This window comes from Nonomuraea harbinensis, assembly GCF_019396385.1.
In the GTDB taxonomy this organism is placed as follows: domain Bacteria; phylum Actinomycetota; class Actinomycetes; order Streptosporangiales; family Streptosporangiaceae; genus Nonomuraea; species Nonomuraea ferruginea.
This window is the reverse complement of sequence record NZ_JAHKRN010000003.1, coordinates 112,645-139,431: the sequence shown is the minus strand read 5'-3', so window position 1 is coordinate 139,431 and position 26,787 is coordinate 112,645. Positions and strand designations below refer to the sequence as shown.

At 73.6% G+C, this 26,787-nt stretch carries 26 protein-coding genes and 1 riboswitch; of the genes, 9 read left to right on the top strand and 17 right to left on the bottom strand.

Going from position 1 to position 26,787, the window contains the following annotated elements; translation table 11 throughout:
- Positions 1-13: 13 nt before the first annotated feature.
- The gene (locus KME79_RS04110; RefSeq protein ID WP_308248781.1) at positions 14-1,177 is read right to left on the bottom strand and encodes an NAD(P)/FAD-dependent oxidoreductase; all 1,164 of its coding nucleotides are present in this window, start codon (positions 1,175-1,177) and stop codon (positions 14-16) included.
- A 584-nt stretch (positions 1,178-1,761) separates the two neighbouring features.
- Positions 1,762-1,878, top strand: a riboswitch (TPP riboswitch).
- Between KME79_RS04110 and KME79_RS46845 the strand changes: the two genes are divergently transcribed.
- The 4 genes from KME79_RS46845 (at position 1,868) to pknB (ending at position 6,483) form a co-directional block, all read left to right on the top strand.
- Complete coding sequence (locus KME79_RS46845; protein WP_308248780.1) at positions 1,868-3,451, top strand: FAD-dependent oxidoreductase; 1,584 nt, start codon at positions 1,868-1,870, stop codon at positions 3,449-3,451. It overlaps the preceding riboswitch by 11 nt.
- Positions 3,448-3,648 (top strand): sulfur carrier protein ThiS, encoded by a 201-nt coding sequence (gene thiS, locus KME79_RS04095; RefSeq protein ID WP_148032749.1) that lies wholly within the window; start codon positions 3,448-3,450, stop codon positions 3,646-3,648. Before KME79_RS46845 ends, thiS begins: the two co-directional genes overlap by 4 nt.
- Complete coding sequence (locus KME79_RS04090; protein ID WP_219543371.1) at positions 3,641-4,396, top strand: thiazole synthase; 756 nt, start codon at positions 3,641-3,643, stop codon at positions 4,394-4,396. Before thiS ends, KME79_RS04090 begins: the two co-directional genes overlap by 8 nt.
- 197 nt (positions 4,397-4,593) lie before the next feature.
- On the top strand, positions 4,594-6,483 hold the full coding sequence (pknB, locus tag KME79_RS04085) for a Stk1 family PASTA domain-containing Ser/Thr kinase (protein WP_308248779.1): 1,890 nt from the start codon (positions 4,594-4,596) through the stop codon (positions 6,481-6,483).
- Here pknB and alc read toward each other — a convergent pair.
- The 9 genes from alc to uraD all read right to left on the bottom strand — a co-directional run bounded on the left by alc (position 6,480) and on the right by uraD (position 14,451).
- Entirely contained in the window at positions 6,480-7,424 is a 945-nt protein-coding gene (gene alc, locus KME79_RS04080; protein ID WP_219543369.1) for an allantoicase, read from the bottom strand. The genes pknB and alc overlap by 4 nt on opposite strands.
- Positions 7,425-8,726, bottom strand: a complete 1,302-nt coding sequence (allB, locus tag KME79_RS04075; protein WP_219543368.1) for an allantoinase AllB — start codon at positions 8,724-8,726, stop codon at positions 7,425-7,427.
- A gap of 127 nt (positions 8,727-8,853) precedes the next feature.
- Complete coding sequence (locus tag KME79_RS04070; protein WP_219543367.1) at positions 8,854-9,996, bottom strand: glycerate kinase; 1,143 nt, start codon at positions 9,994-9,996, stop codon at positions 8,854-8,856.
- 58 nt (positions 9,997-10,054) lie between these two features.
- Complete coding sequence (locus KME79_RS04065; RefSeq protein ID WP_219543366.1) at positions 10,055-11,449, bottom strand: 8-oxoguanine deaminase; 1,395 nt, start codon at positions 11,447-11,449, stop codon at positions 10,055-10,057.
- A complete protein-coding gene (locus tag KME79_RS04060; protein WP_148032756.1) occupies positions 11,446-11,916 on the bottom strand; it encodes a (2Fe-2S)-binding protein in 471 nt (156 codons plus the stop codon). The genes KME79_RS04065 and KME79_RS04060 overlap by 4 nt, the downstream gene beginning before the upstream one ends.
- Complete coding sequence (locus KME79_RS04055) at positions 11,916-12,776, bottom strand: FAD binding domain-containing protein (RefSeq protein ID WP_219543365.1); 861 nt, start codon at positions 12,774-12,776, stop codon at positions 11,916-11,918. The genes KME79_RS04060 and KME79_RS04055 overlap by 1 nt, the downstream gene beginning before the upstream one ends.
- A gap of 5 nt (positions 12,777-12,781) precedes the next feature.
- Positions 12,782-13,645, bottom strand: coding sequence for a factor-independent urate hydroxylase (gene pucL, locus KME79_RS04050; protein WP_219543364.1), 864 nt, complete (start codon positions 13,643-13,645; stop codon positions 12,782-12,784).
- Positions 13,646-13,945, bottom strand: a complete 300-nt coding sequence (uraH, locus tag KME79_RS04045) for a hydroxyisourate hydrolase (protein ID WP_148032759.1) — start codon at positions 13,943-13,945, stop codon at positions 13,646-13,648.
- Complete coding sequence (gene uraD, locus KME79_RS04040; protein WP_219543363.1) at positions 13,942-14,451, bottom strand: 2-oxo-4-hydroxy-4-carboxy-5-ureidoimidazoline decarboxylase; 510 nt, start codon at positions 14,449-14,451, stop codon at positions 13,942-13,944. Before uraD ends, uraH begins: the two co-directional genes overlap by 4 nt.
- Before the next feature lie 157 nt (positions 14,452-14,608).
- Between uraD and KME79_RS04035 the strand changes: the two genes are divergently transcribed.
- Entirely contained in the window at positions 14,609-15,451 is an 843-nt protein-coding gene (locus tag KME79_RS04035) for a deoxyribonuclease IV (protein ID WP_219543362.1), read from the top strand.
- Between the two features lie 528 nt (positions 15,452-15,979).
- On the opposite strand, the gene KME79_RS04030 is transcribed toward KME79_RS04035, so the two are convergent.
- The 7 genes from KME79_RS04030 to KME79_RS04000 all read right to left on the bottom strand — a co-directional run bounded on the left by KME79_RS04030 (position 15,980) and on the right by KME79_RS04000 (position 23,042).
- A complete protein-coding gene (locus KME79_RS04030; protein ID WP_148032762.1) occupies positions 15,980-16,720 on the bottom strand; it encodes a LytR/AlgR family response regulator transcription factor in 741 nt (246 codons plus the stop codon).
- Between the two features lie 65 nt (positions 16,721-16,785).
- On the bottom strand, positions 16,786-17,913 hold the full coding sequence (locus KME79_RS04025) for a sensor histidine kinase (RefSeq protein ID WP_219543361.1): 1,128 nt from the start codon (positions 17,911-17,913) through the stop codon (positions 16,786-16,788).
- 55 nt (positions 17,914-17,968) lie between these two features.
- Complete coding sequence (locus KME79_RS04020) at positions 17,969-18,565, bottom strand: molybdopterin-dependent oxidoreductase (protein WP_219543360.1); 597 nt, start codon at positions 18,563-18,565, stop codon at positions 17,969-17,971.
- A gap of 225 nt (positions 18,566-18,790) precedes the next feature.
- Complete coding sequence (locus tag KME79_RS46840; protein WP_219543359.1) at positions 18,791-19,612, bottom strand: FAD binding domain-containing protein; 822 nt, start codon at positions 19,610-19,612, stop codon at positions 18,791-18,793.
- The gene (locus KME79_RS04010) at positions 19,609-20,076 is read right to left on the bottom strand and encodes a (2Fe-2S)-binding protein (RefSeq protein WP_148031137.1); all 468 of its coding nucleotides are present in this window, start codon (positions 20,074-20,076) and stop codon (positions 19,609-19,611) included. Before KME79_RS04010 ends, KME79_RS46840 begins: the two co-directional genes overlap by 4 nt.
- Positions 20,066-22,369, bottom strand: coding sequence for a xanthine dehydrogenase family protein molybdopterin-binding subunit (locus tag KME79_RS04005; protein WP_246639273.1), 2,304 nt, complete (start codon positions 22,367-22,369; stop codon positions 20,066-20,068). The genes KME79_RS04010 and KME79_RS04005 overlap by 11 nt, the downstream gene beginning before the upstream one ends.
- A 106-nt stretch (positions 22,370-22,475) precedes the next feature.
- Positions 22,476-23,042, bottom strand: a complete 567-nt coding sequence (locus KME79_RS04000; RefSeq protein WP_219543357.1) for a VOC family protein — start codon at positions 23,040-23,042, stop codon at positions 22,476-22,478.
- A gap of 35 nt (positions 23,043-23,077) precedes the next feature.
- Between KME79_RS04000 and KME79_RS03995 the strand changes: the two genes are divergently transcribed.
- From KME79_RS03995 to KME79_RS03980, 4 genes are all read left to right on the top strand, one after another.
- Positions 23,078-23,824, top strand: a complete 747-nt coding sequence (locus tag KME79_RS03995) for a FadR/GntR family transcriptional regulator (RefSeq protein ID WP_148031140.1) — start codon at positions 23,078-23,080, stop codon at positions 23,822-23,824.
- A gap of 173 nt (positions 23,825-23,997) precedes the next feature.
- Positions 23,998-24,243: a hypothetical protein gene (locus tag KME79_RS03990; protein ID WP_148031141.1), complete on the top strand. Its 246-nt coding sequence runs from the start codon at positions 23,998-24,000 to the stop codon at positions 24,241-24,243.
- The gene (locus tag KME79_RS03985) at positions 24,240-25,952 is read left to right on the top strand and encodes a UGSC family (seleno)protein (RefSeq protein WP_219543356.1); all 1,713 of its coding nucleotides are present in this window, start codon (positions 24,240-24,242) and stop codon (positions 25,950-25,952) included. The genes KME79_RS03990 and KME79_RS03985 overlap by 4 nt, the downstream gene beginning before the upstream one ends.
- Complete coding sequence (locus KME79_RS03980) at positions 25,949-26,776, top strand: acyl-CoA thioesterase domain-containing protein (RefSeq protein WP_219543355.1); 828 nt, start codon at positions 25,949-25,951, stop codon at positions 26,774-26,776. The genes KME79_RS03985 and KME79_RS03980 overlap by 4 nt, the downstream gene beginning before the upstream one ends.
- The last annotated feature ends 11 nt before the right edge of the window (positions 26,777-26,787 follow it).

The window sequence follows — 26,787 nt, the reverse complement described above, 5'->3', positions numbered from 1 at the left end:
ATGCCGCGCTTGCTCAAACAACACAATCCCGTAGGGGCACGTCCGGATCTACCAGGCGTTCCGTGTCGAGCCGGTGGCCCGCCTCGATGATCCGGCGCCCCTGGACGAGATCGCGCGGCCGGTCGACGGCCAGCACCGCGGCGAGAGTGTCGTCGCCGGCGAGCCAGCAGGCCGACCACTTGCCCGTCGGCTCGCCCCGGTAGACCAGCCGCTCGCCGGCCTGGTGGTGGCCGGCGTACTGGACCATGTGCCCGAACTGCTCCGACCAGAAGTACGGGACCGGGTCGTACACCGCCTCCTCGCCCAGCAGCGTCGCGGCGGCCACCTCGGGCGCGCCCAGCGCGGTGTCCCAGTGCTCGACCCGCAGCCGCGTGCCGAAGCGGCGCGACCACCAGGCGGCGCAGTCGCCGACGGCGACCACGTTCGGCAGCGACGTGCGCAGGTGCTCGTCGGTGACGACGCCGTTGTGCAGGTCGAGGTCGGCGTCGGCGAGCCACTCGACGGCCGGGCGGACGCCGATGCCGGTCACCACCACGTGGGCGTCCACGAACCCGCCGCCGACCAGCGACACGCCGCCTTCCTCGACGGAGGCGACCATGGTGTCCAGGCGCAGGTCGATGCCCTCGTACCAGTGCTGGGTGCGGGCGCCGAGCTCGGCGCCGACGGCGTGCGTGAGCGGGGCGGGGCCGGCCTCTACCACCGTCACCGCGCAGCCTGCCCGGCGTGCGGCGGTGGCCACCTCGGCGCCGATCCAGCCCGCGCCGATGACCGCCACCCGCGCGCCCGGAACCAGCCGGGCGCGCAGCTCTAGCGAGTCGTCGAGGGTACGCAGGACGTGCTGGGGGCCGTCACCGGGGAGCAGGATCGGCTCGGCCCCGGTGGCGATGACCAGCCCGTCGTAGCCCAGCTCGCCCTCGGTCGTCTCCACGGCGCCCTCGCGCAGCGCCTTGGCGGCGACGCCCGGCCAGAAGTCCACTTCGAGCGCGGCCAGGTCGGAGTCGACGAAGCTGGAGTCGGCGTCGCCCAGCAGCACGGACTTCGACAGGGGCGGCCGGTCGTAGGGCCGGTGGCGCTCCTGCCCGATCAGCGTGATCCTGCCGCCGAACCCGCGTGCGCGCAGTGCCTCGACGCTCCTGACGCCTGACAGTCCGGCTCCCACCACCACGACATGATTCACGTAAGCGACCATAACGGGGGCCGCCCCACAGCGTCGCCCCGAGCCCCGATTCCTCCCCCACCTGGCGCTCCACCTCCTCGCCACCGAAGATCATCCGTGGCGGTTGGACGGACGACATACGCACCCACGGAACTCGCGGGGGTAGGGGGCGGTTCGGGACAGCTACCCGCTCTCCTACGTCCGCGAGCGTGATCGCGCCCTGCCGGAGTAGCCCAGCCGAGGGTTGCCGCAGGACCCACCCGAAGAACGCCGGTGCCGCCCGAGAAGCTCCGATATCCCCACGAGATCCCGAAACCACCCGAAGGGCCCGAGACCACCCGAAGGGCCCGGGACCACCCGAAAGGCCCGGGACCGCCCGGAAAGCGTGGGTAGCCCGCCCGGTGGAACCGCGCCCGGTAGATCCGCACCCGGTGGATCCATGGCCGGTCGGCCGCCCGTCGGTGAGGGGCGGGACCTAGGCACCCGGCGCCTCTCCGAGGGGCCCGCTTGCGATCTTCGCGGTCTCGGCGGTGGCGGCGCGCGGGTGGGGCGACCTCCTGCGGCACCGGCGTGCCGGTCTGTCGTGGGAGGTCGTAAGGTGGGGGTGCACGACGCGCGGGAGTCCGGCCGTCACCGGGCTGAGAGGAAGGCTTCACCGGGCCTTCGACCGCAAGACACCTGATCCGGATCATGCCGGCGAAGGGAGCGGACATGGATGTGATCGTCGGAGGCGGCGTCGTCGGCCTGTCGATCGCCTGGCGGCTGGCCAGGCAGGGCCGCGAGGTCGTGGTGGTGGATCCGTCCCCCGCCCGTGGCGCCTCCTACGCGGCGGCGGGCATGCTGGCCCCGATCAGCGAGGTCGCCTACACCGAAGAGCCCCTTCTCCGTCTCGGCGTCGCCTCCCTGCGCCGCTGGCCCGCCTTCGCCGCCGCCCTCGCCGCCGACGCCGGACTCACCGCTCCCGGATCCGACGGACCGGCCACCACCCTCACCGCTCAGTCCGACACGACCGTCTCCGCCCCTCGGACGACCACCACCCCGAACACTTACGCCGGGCAGTCCGGCTCGGCCGTCCCCGCCGAGGGCACGCTTCCCACGAACACCCACGTGGTCACCCCTCACGGCGAGACCGGGCGCACGAGCTCCGCCGCTCCTCCCGCGAGCACCCACGTGGCCGCCCCTCACGGCGAGACGGGGCACGCCGGTTCCGCGCCCACGGGCGCCGGCCCGGCGGCTGCGTCCGCCGTCCCCGGCGACGGGCGCTTCCCGGCCTTCGACCCCTCGTCCGCCGGCGGGAGGCGTCCGTCGGCCGGCGGCGAGGACGGGCGGGCCGCCGCGTCACCCTGGGGGTTCGGGGAATCCGGCGAGGGGAGCGAACGGCTGGCGGCCGCGCGGGCCGGGCTGGATCTGCGGGACGACGGGACGCTCGACGTCGCGTTCGGTCCCGACGACCTGGCGATGCTCGACGAGCAGGCCGGGTTCATGGAGAAGCTGGGGCTGCCGGTCGAGCGCCTGACCGGGCGCGGGTGCCGGCGGCTGGAGCCGATGCTGGCGCCCTCCGTCCGGGGCGGGCTGCTGGCCCGTACGGACGCGTGGGTGGATCCTCGCCGCGTCACCGCGGCGCTGCTCGCCGCGCTGGAGCGGCTCGGCGTCCCGGTGGTGCGCGCCCGGGTGACCGAGCTGCTGCGTGACGGCGACCGGGTGTCCGGCGTACGGCTGACCCCTCCGGAGTCGGGCGCAGTCCCCGGGATCTCGCCGGGTGTGCCGCGCGGACGGGAGCCCGAGACGCTGGTCGCGGAGCGGGTGGTGCTGGCGGCGGGGGCGTGGAGCGGGGAGCTGGCGGATGTGCCGGTACGGCCCGTCAAGGGGCAGATCATGCGCCTGAGGTCGCCCCAGGCGCTGATCGGACGGTGCGTGCGCGGGACCGTGCACGGCAACCCGGTCTACCTGGTGCCGCGGGGCGACGGGGAGCTGGTGGTCGGAGCCACCCAGGAGGAGCTGGGCTTCGACACCAGGGTGACCGCGGGCGGGGTCTACGAGCTGCTGCGGGACGCCAGGGAGCTGGTGCCGGGCGTCACGGAGCTGGAGGTGGCCGACGTGGTGGCGGGGCTGCGGCCCGGCACGCCGGACAACCTGCCGGTCATCGGGCCGAGCGGGATCCCGGGGCTGGTGCTGGCGACCGGTCACCATCGTGGCGGGGTGCTGCTGACGCCGCTGACCGCCGCGATCCTCGAAGGCGAGGAGGCCGACCTCGCGACATTGTGCTCACCGGCGAGATTCAAGGATGTTTCATGAATGTGATGATCAATGGGGCCGCCCGCGAGGTGGCCGAGGGCATGACTGTCGCGCAGGCCGTACGGTCCCTGACCGAGTCCGCCACCGGCGTGGCGGTGGCCGTGAACGACGAGGTGGTCACCCGCAGCGCGTGGGAGACGACGGCGCTGCGCGACAGCGACCGCGTGGAGGTGCTGACGGCGGTGCAAGGTGGATGATCTGGTCATCGCCGGGGAGAAGTTCGGCTCCCGGCTCATCATGGGCACCGGCGGCGCCCCCTCGCTGGAGGTGCTGGACCAGGCGCTGGAGGCGTCGGGCACCGAGCTGACCACGGTGGCGATGCGGCGGCTCGACCCGCACGCCCGCGGGTCGGTGCTCGACGTGCTGCGCCGGCGCGGCATCAAGGTGCTGCCCAACACGGCCGGCTGCTTCACCGCCGGCGACGCCGTCCTGACGGCGCGGCTGGCGCGCGAGGCGCTGGGCACGAACTGGGTCAAGCTGGAGGTCATCGCCGACGAGCGGACGCTGCTGCCGGACCCGATCGAGACGTTCGACGCGGCGGAGCGGCTGGTGGCCGACGGGTTCGTGGTGCTGCCGTACATCGGCGACGACCCGGCGCTGGCCAGGCGGCTGGAGCAGGCGGGGTGCGCGGCGGTGATGCCGCTGGGCTCGCCGATCGGCTCCGGGCTGGGGATCAGGAACCCGCACAGCATCGAGCTGATCGTGGAGGCGGCCGGGGTGCCGGTGGTCCTGGACGCGGGCATCGGCACGGCCAGCGACGCGGCGCTGGCGATGGAGCTGGGGTGCGACGCGGTGCTGCTGGCGACGGCGGTCACCCGGGCGCAGCGGCCCGGGCTGATGGCCTCGGCGATGCGGTCGGCCGTCCAGGCCGGGCGGGCGGCCCGGCTAGCGGGCCGGATCCCCCGCCGCCGGTACGCGGAGGCTTCGTCCCCGATGTCTCCCTGACGGTGCCGGTTCTCCTGGAAAGCCCACGGGCCTTCCAGGAGAACTTCTTCTCAGGGACTTCCGGGAGCGGTACGAGCCCCGGAAATGCGGTTCTCCACCGGCCCAGGAGTACGCTTGCGTCACGGAACGGCACGGGTCGGCATCACTTTCGGATGGTCAGGCCCTCCCGGGGGCGAAACGCCCGTAAACTCAGCCGGGTGGACACGACGACTGCGGACCCTCTGGTAGGTCGGCTGCTCGACGGGCGCTACCGCGTCGAGTCCCGGATCGCCCGGGGTGGCATGGCGACTGTCTACCTGGCGCTCGACATCCGGCTGGACCGGACCGTCGCGCTCAAGGTGATGCACCGCTCGCTGGCCGACGACCCGGCGTTCGTGCGCAGGTTCATAGGCGAGGCGAAGTCGGTGGCCAGCCTCTCGCACCCGAACGTGGTGCACGTCTTCGATCAGGGCACCGACGGCGACGTCGTCTACCTGTCGATGGAGTACGTGCCCGGCAAGACGCTCCGTGACGTGCTGCGCGACCGTGGCAGGCTGCCCGCCCGAGAGGCCCTGGAGATCATGATCCCGGTGCTGGCGGCGCTCGGCGCCGCCCACCAGGCGGGCATGGTCCACCGTGACGTGAAGCCCGAGAACGTGCTGCTGGCCGACGACGGCCGCATCAAGGTGGTCGACTTCGGCCTGGCCCGCGCGATCGAGGCGACCAACCAGACGCGCACCGGCGTGATGATCGGCACGATCGGCTACATGTCGCCCGAGCAGGTGACGACCGGCGGCGCCGACGTGCGCAGTGACGTCTACGCGGCCGGCATCATGCTGTTCGAGCTGGTGACGGGCCGGCAGCCGTACGACGGCGAGACGCCGATGTCGGTGGCCTACCGCCACGTGCACGACACGGTGCCCGCGCCGTCGTCGCTGGCGTCAGACGTGCCGGCGTTGATCGACACGCTGGTGGCGCAGGCGACGGCGCGCGAGCCGCACGACCGCCCCGCGGACGCGACGGCGATGCTGGTGCAGGCGGTGGAGGCGCACCGGACGCTGCCGAGGCTGTCGGGCGCGCAGCAGGCGCGTCCGACCGGCGCGTTCACCAGCCCGCCGGCGGCTCCGGCCCACACCCTGATCCAGCCGCGCGCGGAGGTCCCCACGCCTCCGCCGGCGCGCTCGCGGGGCGGCCGGGTCAAGCCGGTCTGGTTCCTGGCGGCGCTGGCCGTGATCATGGTGGGTGCGGTGGCGGCGACCGGGCTCTACTTCGCGCAGAAGAGCTACAAGATCGTGCCCGATCTCGTGGGCAAGAACCTCGCGGTGGCCGAGCAGAGCGCGAGGGCGCAGGGCTTCCAGGTGGCCAGGGTCGAGGGCCGCCATGACGAGAAGGTCGCCGAAGGGTCGGTGCTGGCCATGGAGCCGGTCCACGGCACCGAGGTGGAGGCCGGCACCACGATCACGCTGGTGCCCTCGCTGGGCCCGAAGCGGGTGCTGGTGCCGAAGACCGCCGGTTTGACGCAGGACGACGCCAGGGCGGCGATCGGCGAGGCCGGGCTGACGGTCGGCAAGATGCGCCGCGTCAAGAACCTCGAGGTGCAGCGCAACCACGTGATCCGCACCTCACCGCAGGTGGGCGAGAAGGTCAAGGAAGGCGCCAAGGTCGACATCTACGTGAGCGCCGGCCTGGTCATGCCCGACGTGTCCGGCATGCCGAAGGACGAGGCGGCCGCGTTCCTGACGCAGCAGGGCTTCCAGGTGCAGGTCAACGAGGTCGACGACGACGCCGAGCCGTGCACCGTGATCGCGCAGTCGCCGAAGCCCAAGTCCGAGGTCGACCAGGGCATCCCGGCGATGGTCACGGTGGCGCGCTGCGAGACGGACTTCTGGCACTGGTTCCGGGGCGACAACGAGGCCCGCGACGACCAGGAGTTCCGGATCATGCCAGGCGTGATGGGCAAGGGCATCAACGACGCCAAGAACGAGTTGCAGGCGCAGGGCTTCCGGGTGCGGGTGCACAACCTGTCCAACAGCGGCGTGGTGCGGTTCCAGCGCCCGGGGCCCAACTCCGAGCGGCCGCCGGGCTCGGAGGTCCACCTCTGGCACTAGGCCAGGTGGCCCCAGAGCCGCACACGGGCCAGGCCGCCGTCGGGGTGGATGTCGACGCGTACGTGGTCGACGGGGTCGTGCGGGCCGAGCCGGAAGCGGTGCGGCGCGTCGGGCCGGAGCGGCGTCCCGGGCAGCAGCGGGACCTCGCGGTCGCCGTCGAGGCCGGTGAGCGTCACGGCGGCGGGCGCGTTGAAGACCAGGTTCGTCGTGTCGATCTCGGCGAGGCTGACGCGGCCGCGTCCGGCCAGGCGGATGACAAGCCAGTCGTTGCCGCCGTCGCGGCGGCGCGCGGTCTCCCAGCCCTCGGCCTGGTTGCGGGCCGTGCCGGGGGCGATGACGTTGCCGGGTGAGGAGTAGAACTCGTCGGAGCAGGCGGTGACCAGCCCGCCGTTCTCCAGCGCGGCGAGGTCGAGGCCGAGCCCGTCCCACACGGACAGGTCGGGGCGGGCCTCACCGTGCACGCGCAGCCGGGCGATGCCGCCGTCGGGATACATGTTCAGCCGTACGTGGGTGTAGCGGCTCTCATCGGCCACCTCGAAGGGGTGCTCCCTGTCGCCCTTGAGCGGGCTCATGGGCACGATCGTGACCCAGCCGGCCCGTTCCACCTCGGCCGCGGACGGGTGGCCGGGCACGTGGGCGGCCTCGACGGCGGCGTGCGCCGGGTGGTTGCCGGTGAACCAGGCGGTGTCGACGACCACGCCGCGGATCACGCCGGGCAGGCCGAGGCGGACGATCGCCCAGTCGTGGCCGGGGCCGCGGCGGCGGCGGGTCTCCCAGCCGTCGTAGACCTGGCCCGTGCCGGCGAACGTCGCGGGCTGGAAGGCGGGTTTGCCGGGCCGGATGAGGTTCTCCTTCCCGGCGAACGACTCGTCGCTCGCGGCGATCACGGACCCGCCGTGGCGGCGCAGCGCGAGGTCGGGCAGGCGGGTGAAGTCGCGCATCTACGCTCCCAGCAGGAAGGTCCCGTGCGGGACGTCGTCGGCGGGCCTGCCCCGCAGCCAGGTGGTGAGCACGGCGCCCCTGAGGCGGCGTCCCTGGTACGGGGTGACGGGGTTCTTGTGGTGCAGCCGCCGGGCGTCGACGGGTTCGGCGGAGTCGGGATCGAAGGCCACCAGGTCGGCGTCGTTGCCGGGCTCGATGCCGCCCTTGCCGCGCAGCCCGGCCAGCCGGGCGGGGGCGGCCGACATCCAGCGCACGACGTCGCCGAGGCCGTGCCCGCGCCGGGACGCCTCGGTCCAGACGGCGCGCAGCCCGAGCTGGAGTGAGGAGACCCCGCCCCAGGCGGCGGCGAAGTCGGGCACCTTGAGGTCGGCCGTGGACGGCGAGTGGTCGGTGACGACGCAGTCGAGCACGCCCCGGGCGAGGCCGTCCCAGAGCCGGTCGCGGTTGGCGGCGGAGCGGATGGGCGGGCAGCACTTGTAGGCCGTGTCGCCGTCGGGCACGTCCTCGGCGGTGAGGGTCAGGTAGTGGGGGCAGGTCTCGGCGGTGACCGGGAGGCCCTCGGCCCGCGCGGCCTCCAGCACGTCGAGGCAGCCGGCGCCGGAGACGTGCAGGATGTGCGCGCGGGCGCCGGTCTCGCGGGCGAGCCGGACGACCTGTTCGACGGCGCCGCGCTCGGCCGCTTCCGGCCGGGAGTCCAGGAACGCGGCGTAACCGGGCCCGGCGCAGCCGGTCAGCAGGGCGGGGTCCTCCGCGTGCACGACCAGCAGCCCGCCGAACCCGGCCAGCTCGGCCATGACCTGCCGGATCTCCCCGAGGCCCAGCTCGGGGAACTCGTCCACGCCGGACGGCGACATGAAGCACTTGAACCCGCGCACGCCCCGGTCGTGCAGCGGCCGGAGCTCCTTGAGGTTGCCGGGCACGGCGCCGCCCCAGAAGCCGACGTCGACGTGACACCGCCCGCCGGCGGCGGCCAGCTTGGCCTCCAGCGCGGCGACGCTGACGGTGGGCGGGAGCGCGTTGAGCGGCATGTCGACGATCGTGGTGACGCCGCCGGCCGCCGCGGCCCTGGTGGCGGTGGCGAACCCCTCCCAGTGGGTGCGGCCGGGCTCGTTGACGTGCACGTGGGTGTCGACGAGACCGGGCAGCAGGGCGAGGTCGCGCAGGTCGACGTCCTCGGCGGCGTCCAGCGGGGCGGCGTGGTCGTGCAGGGACGCGATCCGGCCGTCGCGGACGGCGACGGCGAGCGGCCGTTCGCCGTCCGGGGTGACGGTCCTGCGCGATCGGACCACGAGGTCGTACACGGGCGTGCTCCTTCAGCGCTCGTTCGCTGCTCGTCCTGTGCTCGTTCTGGGGTCGTTCTGGGCTCGTTCTGGGCTCGTTCTGGGCTCGTTCTGGGCTCCCTGGACGCGGGCTCCTGCCGGGCCCGCCTCAGGAGAGCCGGTCGGCGGCCAGCCGGGCCGCGAGGCGCCCGAGGAGCGGGCGGGCCTCGGCCATGGAGCGGCCGAGGTCGGGCTCCAGGTCGGCGAGCGCGTACGCGGCCTCGATGCCGGCCTCGCGCAGCTGCTCGTCGGTGAGGGTGCGGCGGCCGCAGACGGCCACGACGGGGACGCCCGCCGCGGCGGCGGCGCGGGCGACGCCGGCGGGGGCCTTGCCGCGCAGGGTCTGCTCGTCGAGCGACCCCTCGCCGGTGATCACCAGCCGGGCGCCCTTGACGTGCTGGTGGAAGCCGAGCAGGTCGAGCAGGTAGTCGATGCCGGGCCGGATGTCGGCGTGCAGGAAGGCGAGCGCGGCGAAGCCGACGCCGCCGGCCGCGCCCGCGCCGGGCGCTCCCGCGACGCCCATGGCGCGCGGCGTGTCGTCGTGCTCGACGGCCCCCGCCAGGCCGTGGGTGCGGGTGGCGACGGCGGCGAGCCGGCCGAGCGCGGCGTCGAGCAGCGTGACCTGCTCGGGGGTGGCGCCCTTCTGCGGCCCGTAGACGGCGGCGGCGCCGTGCGGGCCGAGCAGCGGGTTGTCGACGTCGCTCGCCACCACGAAGGCGACGCCGGAGACGTCGAGGAAGCCGGAGACGTCGACGCGGTCGAGGTCGCGCAGGGCGGCGCCGCCGCGCGGCAGCTCGCGGCCACCGGCGTCGAGGAGGCGCGCGCCGAGCGCCTGGACCATGCCCGCGCCGCCGTCGGTGCAGGCGCTGCCGCCAAGGCCGAGCACGACCCGGGTGGCGCCCTGCTTGACGGCGTCGGCGATCAGCTCGCCGGTGCCGTGGCTGGTGGCGGTGAGCGGCTCGGGCCCCGCGGGGAGGCGGCGCAGGCCGGACGCCTCGGCGAGCTCGACGACGGCGGTCTCGCCGCGCCTGGCGTACGAGGCGTCGACGGGCTCACCGGTGGGCCCGGTCACCCGTACCGTCACGCGGTCGAACCCGGCGGCCACGGCGGCGTCGACGGTGCCGTCACCGCCGTCGGCGACGGGCAGCTCGACGGCGGGGACGCCGAGAGCGGCGGCGACGGTCGCGGCCACCTCGGCCGCGGTCAGCGATCCCTTGAACTTGTCCGGGGCGACGAGGACGTGCTGGACCACTGGGGAACTCCTGTCTTGGGCGACATGGCGGCGAGATCCACCATCATCACATCCGCCATCACATCCGCGCGCCGGGGAGCTCACGCGAGGCGGCGAAGCCCTGCTCGCGCGCCATCCGCAGCAGGCGGCGGTGGGCGTCGGCGCCGGCCCGGCCGGTGGCGTCGTGCGGGACGGTGCGCAGCTCGCCGTCCTCGACCACGGTGCGCCCGCCGACCAGCAGCCGGGCCAGCGGCGGCTGCGGGCCGAAGACGAGCGCGCAGACCGGGTCGGCCACGGCGGCGGTGAACGGCCCGTCCACCCGCCACAGCGCCAGGTCGGCGAGCTTGCCGGGCTCCAGCGTGCCGAGCTCGTCCTGGCGACCGAGGTTGCGGGCGCCGCCGAGGGTGGCGATCTCCAGCGCCTGCCGGGCGGTGAGCGCCGCGGGGCCGTAGCGGGCCCGCTGGAAGAGCAGCGCCTGGCGCATCTCCCCGGCCAGGCCGGTCAGCTCCGACGAGGCGCTGCCGTCGACGCCGAGCCCGACGTTGGCGCCGCGCCGCAGCATCTCCGACACGCGGGCGATGCCGGCGCCGAGCCGGCCGTTGGACGACGGGCAGTGGGCGGAGCCGGTGCCGGTGGCGGCGAGCTTGGCGATGTCGGCGTCGCTGAGGTGCACGGCGTGCGCCACCCACACGTCGGGGCCGAGCCAGCCGAGCTTGTCCATGTAGTCGACCGGGCGCATGCCGAGCTGGGCCAGGCAGTGCTCCTCCTCGTCGAGCGTCTCGGCCAGGTGGGTGTGCAGCCGCACGCCCTTGTCGCGGGCGAGCCTGGCGGCCTCGGTCATCAGCTCGCCGCTGACGGAGAACGGCGAGCAGGGCGCGACCGCGATCCGCAGCATCGAGGACGGGGACGGGTCGTGGTAGGCGTCCACGGCGTCGGCGGTGGCGGCGAGGATCTCGTCCAGCTCCTCCACGACCACGTCCGGCGGCAGCCCGCCCCTCGACTGACCTCGGTCCATGGAGCCCCGGGCCGGGTGGAAGCGGATGCCCAGCTCGCGGGCGGCCTCGATCTCGGCGGCGAGCAGGTCGCCGCGGCCCTTGGGGAAGACGTAGTGGTGGTCGCTGGAGGTGGTGCAGCCGGACAACGCGAGATAGCCGAGCCCGGCCCCGGCGGCGCCCTTGACGACCTCGGCGTCCATCGCGGCCCATACCTGGTAGAGCGCCACCAGCCACTCGAACAGGGTGGCGTCCTGGGCCAGCCCCTGTGAGGCCCACTGGTAGAGGTGGTGGTGGGTGTTGACCAGGCCGGGGGTGACCAGGCAGCCGGTGGCGTCGATCCTGGTCGCGCCGTCGGCGGCGGGCGGCCGGTCCATGGGGCCGAGCGCGGTGATCCGGTCGCCGTCGACGAGGATCCAGCCGCGCTCGATCTCCTGGCCGGCGACGGGGGCGACGTACGCGTTCTCGATGAGGATGCTCACCGGGCCGCCGCCTTGCGTTCGGCCGCCAGCCGGACGGCGTCGAGGATCTTCTCGTAGCCGGTGCACCGGCACAGGTTGCCGGCCAGCGCCTCGCGGATCTCCGCGTCGGACGGCCGCTCGACGCGTTCGAGCAGGTCGTGGGCCTGCACGACGAGGCCGGGCGTGCAGAAGCCGCACTGCACCGCGCCGGTCTCCACGAACGCCTCCTGCACCGGGTCGAGCCCCCGCTCGGCCAGGCCCTCGACGGTACGGACCCGGCGGCCCTGGGCCTGACCCGCGGCGACCAGGCAGGCGCACACCGGCGCGTCGTCGAGGTAGACCGTGCAGGAGCCGCACTCGCCCTGCTCGCAGGCGTTCTTGGAGCCGGGCAGGCCGAGCCGCTCGCGCAGCACGTACAGCAGGCTCTCGCCCTCCCACACGTCCTCGGCCGTCTCCTCGCGGCCGTTGACCGTGAACGTCACCCTCATCAGGCCGCCCTCCTCTCCAGATGGTCGTGCCACGCCCAGGTGAGCGTGCGGCGGGCCAGCACCGCGATGGCGTGCCGGCGGTAGCCGGCGGTGCCGCGCACGTCGTCGATCGGCGCGGCGGCGCCCGCGCACAGCTCGCCGAACCGCGCCAGCAGCGCCGGCTGGAGCGGCGCCGACCAGTCGAGCTCGGCGGCCAGGAACTCCTCCGCCTCCCGCGCCCGGCGCGGGGTGGGCGCGGCCGAGCCGAGCCCGGTGCCGACGCGCCGCTCGTCCGGGTGCAGCGCGACGGCGAACGAGCAGACGGCGATCACCATGGCGTTGCGGGTGCCGACCTTGGAGAAGTACTGCGGCCCGGCCGCGGGCTCGACGTGCACGGCCCTGATCAGCTCGTCCGGGAGCAGCGCGGAGCGCTTGACGCCCAGGTAGAACGCGTCGGCGGGGATCATCCTGACGCCGCGCCCGCGCGACTCCACCTCGACGGCGGCACCCGCGGCGAGCAGCGGCGGGTGGCTGTCGCCCGCCGGCGAGGCCGCGCCGAGGTTCCCGCCGACCGACCCCCGGTTGCGGATCTGCGGCGAGCCGACCGTCCGCGCCGCCTGCGCGAGCCCCGGCAGCGCGCCGCCGAGCTCGCCGATGATCGTGCTGTACGGGACGGCGGCGCCGATCCGGTACCGGCCCCCGTCCAGGGACCAGGTGGCCAGCTCGGGCACGGCGGTGAGGTCGAGCAGGGCCGGCGGGCGGCGCACGGAGAAGTTGATCTCCACCATGACGTCGGTGCCGCCCTGGATGGGCACCGCGTCCGGCTGGTCCGCCTTGGCGGCCAGCGCCTCGGCCCACGTGGTGGGGCGCAGGAATTCCATCGCTCTCACTCCCAGGCGAATCCGGCGCCGGGCGCGTCGTCGCGCAGCACCGTGCCTTCGATCAGGCCGTAGGGCCGGTCGGCCGCGTAGAAGATCTCGTTCTCGTTGTCCAGCCCGAACGGGGCCAGGTCGACGGGGAAGTGGTGCCTGTTCGGCAGGGTGAGCCTGATCTCGCAGATGTCCGGGCAGGCGTTCAGCACCCGCTCCCCCATCGCGTACAGGGTCTGCTGCAACGACAGGCTGTGCGTGCCGGCGAACGCCTCCAGCAGGCGGCCGCGTACGAGCGCGAAGGACGCGGCGAAGTCGGCGCTCGTGCCCGCGTGCCGCCAGCGGGCGTCCACGGCGGTGGCGAGGATGCGGTCGGTGGCCGGCTCCAGCGTGGTGTAGGGGTCGGTGAGGAAGCCGTGGAATTCCGAGCCGGTCGTGTTCATCACCACCAGCCCGGTCAGCCCGGACACCACGCTGGCGCGGCCGTCGCGGTCGTGGTGCGCCACGCAGGTGCGCACCTCGCCGCCGTCGCGGGCGAAGGAGTGGCCGGTGCCGCCGATCCGGTTCCACCCGTACTCCTCGACCGCGACCCTGGCGTGGTGGATCGTGTCGTGCCCGGTGAAGTGGCGGGCCAGCAGCAGGGCGAAGTCCTCGATCTGGCCGACGCCGTGCTCGCGGGCCAGGGCGTACGCGGTGTTCTTCTGCGTGTCGGTCGGCAGCACGGCGGCGTTGTCGCCGGTGAGGTGCGCCTCGCTCATGGCGCCGGACAGCGAGGTGCTGACGTTGACGTCCTTGACGTGGTGGACGCCGCCGTCCCTGACGACCCGCACCAGCCTGGTCTCCGCCTTGCCGTAGCGGTTGGGTCCGAGAACGATCGCCATCTAGCTCCCTCGGTAGGTCGAGTACGCGTACGGGCTGAGCAGGAGCGGCACGTGGTAGTGGTCACCGGGGTCGGCCACGGTGAAGGTGATGACGACCTCCGGGTAGAAGGTGTCGGCCAGGTGTGCGCCGGTGTCGAACACCACCCGGTGCACCCCGGCCCCCGGCTGCCAGCCCTTGATCCGGCCGTCGGCGTCGGTGACGCCCTCGGCCACGACCGCGCCCTCGTGCTCCAGCCGTACGCGCATCCCGGCCGCCGGCCGGCCGGTCGTCGCGTCGAGCACGTGCGTCGAGAAGCTCATCGGACGCCCTCCGCCAGCTTGCCGGCCCGCAGCCGGGTGATCTTCGCGAGTTCCTCCCGTACGGTGCGGCGCTCGGTCTCCTCGTCGTGGCCGAGGCGCTCGCGCAGCAGCCGGAGCATCTCGGCGCCGGTCAGGCCGGTGGCGCAGACGAGGTAGACGTGCCCGAAGCGGTCCTCGTAGGCGCGGTTGCCCTCGGCGAGCGTGGCGCGCAGCCCGTCCTCGACCCCCGCCTGCTCGCGGCGGGACCAGGCGGCCTCGCGCGAGTCGCCGGCCGGCCGCTCGCCGATGCGCGGGTGCGCGCCCAGCGCCTCCAGCACGTCGGGCCAGCCGAGCGCCAGCACGGCCCGCCCGGCGGCGTCGGCCAGCCTGTCCTGGTCCGGGTACGGGCGGCCCGCGGCGACCTCCCGGGCGAAGGCGCGGGAGGCGCAGCAGGCGAGCAGCTCCTTCTCCGCGCCCTCCCGGTCCAGGGCGTTGAAGGCGGCCAGACCCGCGGGCGTGTGCGGCATGAGACGAGTACACACACGCCGGTCGTGCCCGGTCCATCCGCGAGAACTCCGAACCGGCGCCCGGGTTGGCCAAGACTTTTCGTGTCATGCTCCAACCCCGGCGGGCTCGTGGCCGCTGACCAGCGCGGACTCCCCCCGCCCGTAGACTGGGGGCATCATGACCTCACGCTCTCTCATCGGCGGCCACGTGCTCGTCACCGGCGGCCTGGCCAAGGGCGGCCTCGCCTACATGGCCGACATCGGCGCCGAGATGATCCAGGTTTTCGTCACCAACCCGCGCGGCTGGGCGCTCAATCCCGGCAAGCCCGACCAGGACGCGGCGCTCGCCGAGTCCGGTGTCGAGACCTTCGTCCACGTCCCGTATCTGGCCAACTTCGGCTCGCCCAGCGCCGAGACGCTGGCCAACTCGGTGGCGGTGGTCCGCCACACGCTGCGGCGCGGCGCCGACATCGGGGCCAAGGGCGTCGTGGTGCACACCGGGTCGGCGGTGTCGCAGCCGCGCGACGACGCGATGCGCCAGCTCCGCGAGCACCTGCTGCCGCTGCTCGACGAGATCCCCGACGGCGGTCCCGACCTGCTGCTGGAGCCGATGGCGGGGCAGGGTGCGATGCTCTGCGCCACGGTCGACGACCTGGAGCCCTACCTGGCGGCGCTCGACTGGCATCCGCGGGCCGGCGTCTGCCTCGATACCTGCCACGCCTTCGCCGCCGGCCACGACCTGGCCGCGGAGGGCGGCGTCGGCGCCACGCTCGACCTGCTCCACAAGATCGCGCCCGGCCGGCTGAAGCTCGTCCACGCCAACGACTCCAAGGACGCGTGCGGCGCCAAGAAGGACCGTCACGAGAACATCGGCGCGGGCCACATCGGCACCCGCCCCTTCGCCGAGCTGATGCGTCATCCGGCGGCCGCGGGCGTGCCCCTGTGCATCGAGACCCCCGGCAAGGCCGACAAGCACCGCGAGGACATCGCCACTCTGAAGCGCCTGCGCGACGAGGGCTGACGAGGGGCGTCTTACGTGCAAGGGGCGCCCGCCGGTGGGATCCGGCCGCCCCCGTGTGGCCGGATCGCGGTCTGGCCGCGGCCCCGGCGGGCGCCCCTGCACGTGTCCGGCCGGCGGGCCCAACCCCCCGGTTGAGGGCCCGACAGCCGAGGTGACCTGGTGGTCACCATGGATCCGGCACATGCGGTGAGCCTTCCGGCTCGTCCCCCCAGATGCGCCGGGTGGCTTCCGATGCCGAAACACTACGGTCGTGATCTACCTGGGGAAACCCCCTTGGCTGACAGCTCGCTGAACGGCGTGTAGCCATCGATGTGCGGAGAGTGCGCACACGACGAGCGGTCACCGGGGCGCGCCGAGCGGTCGCTCCGTGCCCGCCCCGGGTCTCCCCTGGGGTTCCCGGTGGATCCGCAATGAGGCCGCGCGAGGCCGTGTGACCTGGGAAATCACGATCGTCAACGGACCCCGGCAGCCCGGCGGACGGGTGTGCGGCGGCTCCTCGTTCACGCCCGCCCGGGGACGAGCGGGGGGTCAGGACATGACGCCGCGGTGCTGGCGGACCAGCTGCTCGCGGACCTGCCTGCTGTGCCTGCGGCTGACCTGGAGGGTCTCGGTGCCGACGGTCAGGGTGACGCGGCCGCCCTCGAACCGGAGCTCGCTCACGTGGCGGCTGGAGACCAGTGTGCTGCGGTGGACCCGGATGAACCCGGCGTCCGCCCAGCGGCGCTCCAGCGCCGCCAGGGACATGCGGACGAGGTAGCTGCCGTCCACGGTGTGCAGGCGCACGTAGTCGCCCTGCGCCTCGGCGAAGCGCACCGCCTGCTGCGGCACGAACCGGGTGCGGCCGCCCAGCTCGACCGGGATCACGTCGTCGTGGCAGGGGTCGGCGGGCGGCGAGGAGGAGACCTCCAGCCTGCGCACCGCCTCCGACAGCCGCTCCGCCCTGACGGGCTTGAGGAGGTAGTCGACGGCCTCCAGCTCGAAGGCCTGCACCGCGCACTCGTCGTGGGCGGTGACGAACACCAGCTTCGGCGGGCTGGGGAAGCCGCCGACCAGCCGGGCCAGGTCGAGGCCGTCGAGGCCGGGCATGCGGATGTCGAGGAACACGGCGTCGAGCCGCTCGCCCGAGGCCACCATCTGGACCATGTCCTGCAGCGCCGCGACCCCGTCGGAGGCGGTCAGCACCTGCTCGACGCGGCTGTCCTGGCGCAGCAGGTAGGCGAGCTCCTCCAGCGCGGGCACCTCGTCGTCGACGGCCAGAACACGAAGCATGTCACTACGCTGCACCAGAAACGCCAGCCCCACAAGGCCCAAGAACACGCTGCGTCACAATTGCGTCACAGAGAGGTCAACTGTGCTTTGGGCACCCGCAGCCGCACTTTCGTGCCCGCGCCCAGCGCCGTCTCGACCACCAGCCCGTAGCCGTCGCCGTAGATCTGGCGCAGGCGCAGGTCCACGTTGGCCAGGCCGATGCCGGTGCCCTCGCGGCCGGGGTCGTCGTCCAGGACGCGCCTGGCGCATTCGGGGTCCATCCCGGCGCCGTCGTCCTCGACCGTGATGTGCGCCTCCGGCCCGGCGTCGCGGGCGACGATCCGCACCTCGCCGGCGCGGCCCCGCATGCCGTGCTTGATGGCGTTCTCGACCAGCGGCTGCAGGCACAGGAACGGGACGGGCACGGGCAGCACCTCGGGCGCCACCTGGAGGCTGAAGCGCAGCTTGTCGCCGAACCTGGCACGTTCCAGGAGCAGGTAGCGGTCGACGCAGGTGAGCTCGTCGGCGAGGGTGGTGAAGTCGTGCGCCCGGCGCAGCGCGTACCGGGCGAAGTCCGCGAAGTCGAGCAGCAGCTCCCGGGCGCGCTTGGGGTCGGTGCGGACGAACGAGGCGATGGTGGTGAGCGCGTTGTAGACGAAGTGCGGCGAGATCTGCGCGCGCAGCGCCCGCCTGTCGGCCTCCAGCGCGCGCCGCCGCGAGGAGTCCAGCTCGGCCAGCTCCAGCTGGCCCGACATCCATCGGCCGACCTCGCCGACGGTGCGCACCAGGCCGGCGCTGAGCTCGTCGTCGAAGGCCGCCAGCGTCCCGACGATCCTGCCGTCGACGGTCAGCGGCACCACGACCGCGCCGTACGGCTCGCCGGCGAACACCTGCACCCGCCCCGAGGCGAGCGCCGACCTGGCGTAGGTGAGGACCTCGTCGGTGCAGGGGCCGTCCCACGCCAGCGCGGCCTCGGTGGAGGTGATCGCGACCGCGTACGTGCCGAGCAGGGCGTGCAGATGGCGTACGGCCTTGCGCGCGGAGTCGCGGTTGAGCCCGGCCCGCAGGGCGGGGGCCGCCAGGGCGGCGAGGTGCAGGGTCGTGAAGGTCGCCTCCCGGTCCGGGCGGCGTTCGGGCACGGCGCGGCGCCGGGCAAGGGTGTGGCCGAGGATGAAGGCGAGACAGGGGAGCACCACGCAGGCGGTGGTCAGCATGCGGGCAACCGTAGCCAACAACCACCCAGGCGTGGGCGGAAACCCGCAGGTCACCTCATGGGGGGCCGTCGCCCGGATCCTCCTGGTAGGAGTAGCGCTGTTCGCGCCAGGGGTCGGCGACGTTGTGGTAGCCGCGTTCCTCCCAGAAGCCCCGGCGGTCCTCCAGGAGATACTCGATCGCGCGCACCCACTTGACGCTCTTCCACCCGTAGAGATGGGGCACCACGAGGCGGACGGGCGCGCCGTGCTCGGCGGAGAGCGGCTTCTCGGCCAGCTCGGTGGCGAAGAGCGTGGCGGGCGCGGTGAAGTCGGACCACCGGAGGTTGGCGCTGTAGCCGTACTCGGCCCAGATCATCACGTGGCGCACGCCCGGGTCGGGCGGCACGGCTGCGGCGAGGGCGGCCGGCGGCACGCCGCTCCACTCCAGGCCCGGCACGGAGAACTTGGTCACACAGTGGAAGTCGGCGACCCGGGTCACGCGGGGCAGGCCGGCGAACTCCTCCCAGCCGAAGCGGCGCTCCTCGCCCGAGGCGGTGGCGCCGAACACCTGGAAGTCCCACGACTCCGGCTTGAACGGGGGCACCCGGCCGTAGTGGATCACAGGTAGGCCGCGGGGGACGTACTGGCCTGGCGGCAGGCGCGTCTCCTCCACGATTACTGCTCCCCTCACCGGTATCGCGGTCGGGTGCCATCCTCCCACCGGTCGGTGTGCGGCTCGGCAGCGGGTCGAGGTGGGGTACTATTGCGGCACTATGCGCACCGCGTTCCTGTTTTGGTATGGCGACGGACCCATCGGTCGGACCGTTCGCCACCTAGCGCTGCGCTAGCAGACATAGGCGAGCACGAAGGCCCCGGGTCCGACAGGGCCCCGGGGCTTCTACAGCGCGGCCAGGGCGCGGGTCACCAGCACCTCGGCGAGGTGGGTGCGGTAGGACGCGCTCGCCACCGCGTCGTCCGGCGGCTCGCAGCCCCACGCGGCCAGCCGGGCAGCCTCGGCGGCCGGTTCGCCCGCCGCCAGGGCCTCCTCCACCGCCGTCGCCCGCACCGGCGTCGGCCCCATGCCGATCAGCGCGATCGCCACGCCCCCGCCGGGCCGCGCCTGGGCCGCGACCCCGACCACGGCCCAGTCCAGGGCGCGGCGGCTGAACTTCTCGAACGCGTACGACCGGCCGGGCGCGGCCGGCAGCCGGATCTCGGTGAGCAGCTCGCCCGGCGCCAGCGCGTTACGGCACCGGCCGGTGAAGAACTCCCGCGCCGGGATCTCCCGTACGCCCGCAGGGCCGCGCGCCACCAGCACCCCGTCCAGCGCGAGCACCGCGCCGGCCAGGTCGGCCGCCGGATCGGCGTGCGCCAGCGAGCCGCCGATCGTGCCCCGGTTGCGCACCTGCGGGTCGCCGATCCGGCGCGCGGCGGCGGCCAGCAACGGCACCTGCGCGGCCACCACCGGGTCGCGCTCCAGGGTCCGGTGGCTGGTGAGCGCGCCGACCGCGATCCGGTCGCCGTCCGCCCTGACGTACGACAGCTCGCGGAGCCGGCCGATGTCGACCAGGACGCCCGGCTCGGCCCGCCGCAGCTTCATCGCGGGCAGCAGCGAGTGGCCGCCCGCGAGCGGCCTGGCGGCGCCGCCGTGCCGGGAGAGCTCGTCGAGCGCCTCCTCGACGGAGCCGGCGCGCACGTAGGAGAAGCCGGCCGGGATCACTTCGCGCCTCCGTTCGCGGCCGCCCACTGGACCGACTCGACGATCATCTGGTAGCCGGTGCACCGGCACATGTTGCCCTTGAGCCCGCCGCGGATCTCCTGCTCCGTCGGGTCGGGGTTCTCGGCGAGCAGCGCGGTGGCCGCCATCACCATGCCCGGCGTGCAGAACCCGCACTGCAGCCCGTGGCACTGCCGGAAGCCCTCCTGCACGGGCGACAGCCCGTCCTCACCGGCCAGCCCTTCGACCGTGGTGACCGCGAGGCCGTCGGCCTGCGCCGCCAGGACGGTGCAGGACTTCACGGCCTCGCCGTCGAGCAGGACCGTGCAGGCGCCGCAGCTGGAGGTGTCGCAGCCGACGTGCGTGCCCGTCAGGGACAGCGTGTCGCGCAGGAAGTGGACGAGCAGCAGCCGGGGCTCGATCTCCCGGCTGTGCGCCTGCCCGTTGACGGTGATCTCAACTCGCATCGTGCATGACCTTCCAGACTCGTTCCGGCGTGCAGGGCATCTCCACGTCGCGCACGCCGAGATGGGCCAGCGCGTCCACCACGGCGTTCACCACGGCCTGCGGCGCCGCCGTCGCGCCCGCCTCGCCGAGCCCCTTGGCGCCGAGCGGGTTGAAGCTGGACCTCGTCTCGATGTGGTGGGTCTCGTACGGGGGCAGGTCCAGCGCGCCCGGCACCATGTAGTCCTCCAAGGAGGCGGTGAGCGGCCGGCCGCCGGCGTCGAAGGCGACCTTCTCGAACAGCGCCTGCGCGATGCCCTGGGCGACCCCGCCGTGGATCTGCCCGCGGGCCGTCATCGGGTTGATGACGGTGCCGCAGTCGTCCACGCAGACATACCGCAGGATCGACACCCGCCCGGTGTCGCGGTCGATCTCCACCACGCACCCGTGCGCCCCGCTCGGGTAGCTGAGGTTCTTCGGCTCGAAGTACGAGGTGTTCTCCAGGCCGAGCGCGGTGCCCTCGGGCAGCAGGTGCGGCTTGAAGGCGCGCTCCGCCACCTCCGCCAGCGTCACCGTCGCGTCGGGCACGCCCTTGACCTGGAATCCGTCGCCGATCCGCACCAGGTCGTCCGCGTCGGCCTCCAGCATGTGGGCCGCGACGCGCCTGGCCTTGTCCGCCACCTCCACCGCGGCCATCCGCACGGCGTTGCCCGCGACCGGCATGCCGCGGCTGCCCATGGTGCCGGTGCCCTCCTGCACGACCGCGGTGTCCCCGTACAGCACGCTGATGGCGTCGAAGGGCACGCCCAGCTGATCGGCGGCGATCTGGGCCAGCGCGGTCTGGTGGCCCTGCCCGTGCGGGGCGGTGCCGACCAGGACGATCACCGATCCGTCCGGCTGCATCCGGACGTTCGCCGACTCCCAGCCGCCGAGGTAGCCGAACTGCTCGAACAGCGGCGTGGGCCCGAACCCGCCCATCTCCACGAACGTGGACAGCCCGACGCCGAGCAGCGGCGCGCGCGGGTCGGCGAGCCGCCGCGCCTGCTCCTCGCGCAACCCGGCGTAGCCGAGCCGGTCCAGCAGCAGGTCCAGCGCGGCCGGGTAGTCGGCCTCGTCGTACACGATCCCCTCGAACGGGGTCTGGTACGGCATCTCGCCCGGCTGGATCAGGTTCGCCTTCCGGACGTCGGCGGGGTCCCTGCCGAGCTCGCGGGCGACCAGGTCGACCACCCGCTCGATCAGGAAGCTCGCCTCGGGCCGTCCCGCTCCCCGGTAGGACGCGGTAGGCGTGGTATTGGTAACGACGCTCCGGTAGCGCGCGGCGATCTTCGGGATCTTGTAACAGCCGCCCAGCATGTACGAGGTGAGCGTGGCGAGACCGATGCCCACCGGGTCGGGCACGCCGCCGATGTTGACCGTGAGCGTCACGTCCAGGGCGAGGATGCGGCCCTCGTCGTCGAAGCCCACCTCGACGTCCTGCAGCTGGTCGCGGCCGTGGTAGGTGTGCACCATGTGCTCGCCGCGGGTCTCGACGTACTTGACCGGCCGGCCGAGCCGGCGCGACAGCTCGGGCGCGAGGAACAGCTCGGGCATGAACGACGACTTCACCCCGAAGGCGCCGCCGACGTCGGGCGCGACCACCCGGACCAGGTGCCTGGCGAGCCCGAACCGCTCGGCGATCTCCGCCCGGACCCGGTGCGGCGCCTGCACCGTGGCCCACACGGTCGGCCCGGCCCCGGTCCAGTCGGCCAGCACCCCGTACGGCTCCATCGGCGCGCCGGCGCAGCGCTGGTTGACCAGGCGGGCGCGCAGCCGGTGCGGGGCGGCCTCCAGATCGGCCGTCACGTCGTCCGGTGTCACCTGCTGTTCCAGGGCGAGGTTGCCGGGCAGCGGCGCGAAGATGGGCACCGAGTCCCGCGCGAGCGCGTCGGCCACCGTGGCCATCACCGGCAGCGGCTCGTACGCCACGCGCACGGCGCGCGCCGCGTCCGCGGCGGCGTACCGGTCGGCGGCGACGACGACGGCCACCGGCTCGCCGACGTAGTGCACCTTGCCGGCGGCCAGGTAGCCGCGTTCCAGGCCGGGCACGGACGGGCGGGGCGGCAGGCCGGCGAAGTCCCGCGCGGTCCAGACGCCGACCACGCCGGGCAGCGAGCGGGCCTCCTCGGCGTCGACGCCGGTGATGAGCGCGTGGGCCTCCGTGCTGTGCACGTAGACCATGTGGAGCAGCCCGGGACGATGGATGTCGTCCACGAACGTGCCGCGCCCGGTGAGCAACGCGGCGTCCTCCTTGCGTGGTACTGCCGAGCCGATCATCGTCACAGGCCACCTCCGTTGGTGCCAGGGGCGCGTCGTTAGACGTATAGCGACTTATATTGTCGCCTACGTCACACCTCCGGCAAGACCCTGGTGCGGCCGATCATCAAGAGGGGTACACGACGTGGTCGCCGAAGGCGGCGCGCACCACGTCCGCCCGGCGCGCGTCCAGGAGTTCCAGGCACCAGGGCACCTGGGCGTCACGCGACTCCGAGTACAGCCAGAACCCCGGATCGACGGGAAGCGGGCCGCTGCCGCGGGCCACCGCGGACACCGGCGTCCCGGCGGGCCCGGGCCGGAGGCGGGCGGCGGGGGAGTAGGTGACGTCGGCGTGGTCGGCGAGCGCGGCGACGGCGTGGTCCAGGTCGCGCACCCAGAAGGCCAGATGGTGGATGCCGGGGCCGCGGGTCTCCAGCCAGGCCGAGGTGCGGGTGCGGCCCTCCAGCGGCTCGACCAGCTCGATCGCCGTGTCCGCCAGGCGGGCCATGGCGATCCTGGAGCGGGACGGGCCCTGCCGCTCGCCGTGCAGCTGGAGGAGGCCGGCCGGCTGGTCGATCTCGGTGACCAGCCAGTCGGAGACGCCCAGCAGCGTGCCCCAGGTACGGGTGAACTCCGCCACGCTGGGCACGGCGATGCCCACGTGGCACAGTCCGAGCAGGCCGAGATCGGTCATCGGGTCCTCCTGTGCGTGCTGCGTACAATCTGCGGGTGCGAGTTGATCCCGGTGAGCGCCGACCGAAGCTGTCTCTCGAGGTCGCCAGGCAGATCGTGGAGACGATGCGCGACAGCGGCATGGGCCCGGGCGACCGCTACCTGCCGGAGGCCGAGGCGATGCGGCGGCACGGCGTGGGGCGGGGCACCTACCGGGAGGCGCTCCGGTTCCTGGAGCACCAGGGGCTGATCGTGATGCGGCCGGGGCCGAACGGCGGGCCGGAGATCGTGCAGCCCGGCTGGCCCAACCTCGCCTCCACCGTCGCCCTGCTGCTGCAGTTCGCCGGGGCGCCGCTGAGCTCGGTGCTGGACGCCCGGGTGATGATCGAGCCCGGCCTGGCGGAGCTGGCCGCGCGCAACGCCACCGACGAGGAGCTGGCCGCGATGGCGGGCGACCTCGACGCGATCGAGCGCGGGCTCGGCTCCTACCGGGCCTTCTCCGCGGCCTACGAGTCCTACTGGCGCCACCTGGCCGAGAGCTGCCACAACGAGCTGTTCGCCTTCCTCAGCCCGGCCCTGCGGGCGATCGTGAACAGCGCCGGGTTCGTGCCGGACGAGCGCTACCGCGCGCAGGTGCTGGGCCGGCTGCGCACGGTGCACGCGGCGGTGGCGGCGCGTGACGCGCAGGCGGCCCGCGACGCGATGCGCGAGCTGGAGGAGGAGTTCGGGCGGCGGCTGCGCGAGGGCTACCCCCGGCAGATCGCCCAGGTGATCGACTGGTCGGACGTGCGCGAGCCGTCCTGACTTTCCCGCGCGCACCCGCTTGAGGGTTGCCACCGTTTCAATTTATCGTAGCAATGATAGAAAACATAGCTGAGAAAAACTAGGTACCTGAATTCGCTTCAGGTCTCTTGTCGGCCGCTCGGACGGGCTGTAAGACTAGGTACCTGGTTATGGAAGCAAGGGTGGTGATGGCCGTGACGTCGACCGGAGCGCGGCTGGTGGCGGAGTTCGAGCGGATGGTCAGCCGTGACGGCGGCGAGCTCGTCCTGCTGGCGGAGGACGCCGGCACGATCCGGGTCGGCTACCGGCCCGGCAGCGCGGGTCCCGACTGCGCGGACGACGTGTGCGTCCTGCCGCAGCACGAGCTGAGCCAGCTCATGGCGGAGACACTGCGCCGCCGCAGCCCAGGAACGGAGATCGTGGTGGAGGTCCTTACATGAGTGCCCGGCTGAGCATCGTCAACCCGGTGGCCACGCCACGCTCCCACGCCGACGGCGACCGGTTCCCGCCCGCGCCGCGGCCGGAGACGCTCGACGGCGCCACGGTGGCGCTCTACTGGAACGGCAAGCAGAACGGCCTCGACGCGCTGGTCAAGGCCCGCGAGCTGATCGAGGCCGCGTACGAGGACGTCACGTTCGTCGAGATGACCGGCGCGCTCGGCGGCACGACCCGCTACCTGTCGGAGGAGCAGCTCACGCTCATCGAGGAGAAGGTCGACGCCCTGGTGGGCACCTCCGCCGACTGCGGCAGCTGCACCTCCTGGCTGATCCGCGACCTGTGCGAGGTGGAGCGGCGCGGCGTGCCGGCGATCGGCTACACCGCGGCGATCTTCGACGAGGACGCCCGGTTCAGCGCCAAGACCTTCGGCGTGCCCGAGGCCTGCCCGGTCATCGTGCCCGAGTGCTTCTCCAACAAGGACACCGCCGAGATCCACCGCATGGTCGAGGAGTCGTTCGCCGAGGTGGTCGAGTGCCTGACCAAGCCGCGGCCGGTGTTCGACGTGCTGCCCGAGTTCGCCTCGATGGTCCTGGAGAGCGCCCCCGAGCTGCACTACGGAGGCGGCGACCTGCTGGAGGCGTTCGACGAGATGCAGCGCCGGTTCGTGGCCAACGGCTGGAGCGACGGCATGCCGCTGGTGCCGCCCACCCGGGCCAAGGTCGACGCCATGGTCGCGGCGTCCGGGCTGGACGGCGGCCACGTCGTGGGCGACTTCGCCCCCGGCTTCGGCATCGGCACGGTCGAGAAGATCGCGGCCAACGCGGTCATGGCCGGCTGCCGGCCCGAGACCATGCCGGTGATCATGGCCATGATGGAGTGCGTGCTGGACCCGTCCATCGGGCTGCGCACCTGGGCCATGTCCACCGGCCCGCAGGCGCCCGTGGTGCTGGTGTCCGGCCCGATCGCCGACGAGATCGGCATGAACCGCGGCATGTGCGCCCTCGGCCCCGGCTCCGTCTCCGAGGTCAACGTCGCCATCGGCCGCGCCCTGCGGCTGATCATGATGAACGTCGGCCTGTCCTACCCCGGCATCACCGACATGGACACCATCGGCACGCCGATGAAGTTCTCCGCCTGCGTGGCGGAGAACGAGGAGCGCACCCCGTGGGCGCCGTGGCGGGTGCAGCAGGGCCACTCCCTCGAAGAATCCACGGTCACCGTGAACGTGCCGTACGGGATGACCGAGTTCTTCGACTTCCAGAACTCCGACCCGGAGAAGCTCATCGAGAGCTGGTCCACGCTCACCTCCCACGCGGTCGGCACCCCGTCCGCAGGGGCGTGGCTGATCAAGAAGGACGCGCCGCTGGAGGCCGGCTACCCGTTCCACGGCACGTTCTCCAACCTGCTGCTGATGGCGCCCGACCACGCCGCCGCGTTCGCCGCCGCCGGGTGGACGCCCGCCGACATCAAGGAGGCCATCCACCGGCGCACCAAGCTGCCCTTCCGCCAGCTCATGCTCAACCAGTCGATGCCGGCCTTCGAGACCTCGCACCCCGAGCTGCGCTGGCTGCTCGACGCCCCCGAGACGCCGGTCACCGTCAACCCGTCGGCCGACTGCTTCGAGCTGTTCGTGGTCGGGGCCAAGGCGGGGCGCAGCCAGTTCTGCTTCGGCGGCACCAACTCGGTGACCAAACCCGTGATCAGGCGATGACCTGGCCGCTCGGCGGCCCGCCGTCCGACGTGCCCGTGTCCCGCGAGATCTGCTCCGGGACCGGCGCGCTCTTCGGCGGCTGGGGGCTCGGGCTGCTCGCCGACGCCGCCCAGCGCGCTACCGGGCGGCGGCTGCGCGACCTGTCCGCGGCCTTCCTGCGGCCCGTCGCGCGTGGCGCCCGGCTCTCCGTACGGTGCGACGTGCTCACCGAGGGCCGGGCCCTGTCCCACTGCCGCCTCGACGCCACCGACGGCGACCGGCCGGCCCTCACCGGCACCGCCGTGGTCGAGGCGGCCCCCGCCGCGCCACCCGAGACGGCGGCCCCGGGCGGGGTCGTCGCGCGCCCTGGGACGGTGACCCCGAACGGCGTCGCGCGTTCTGAGGTCGCGGGCTCTGAGGCGGTGGCGTCGGGTGGCGGCGTCGCTCGCCCGCCGCAGGTTCCCGGGCCGCTGGAGTGTCCCGAGCGGTCCTACGAGTCCGGGCCGGGTGCAGCGATGATGCTCGATGTCCGGGTGGCCGGTGGGTCGCCCGGGTCGGTGCTGTTGTGGGCGCGGGTGCTCTGCGACGTGCCTGATGAGGTGCGGCTCGCGGTGGTCAGCGACCACGTCCCCTATCTGCTGCGCCGGACCCTGCCGGAACGGCCCCGGGTGACCACCGTCAGCGCGTCGCTCCGGCTGTTCGGCGGTCCCGTCGCCGAGTGGGTCCTGCTCGACGTGAGCCTGGTGGCCCGCGCCGGCCGCACCGCCGCCGGCCGGGTGGCGCTGTGGCAGGACGGCGCCTCCCTGGCCGGGGTGGCCGAGCAGACCATGCGCCTCAGCGCCTGAACCTCCGGAGG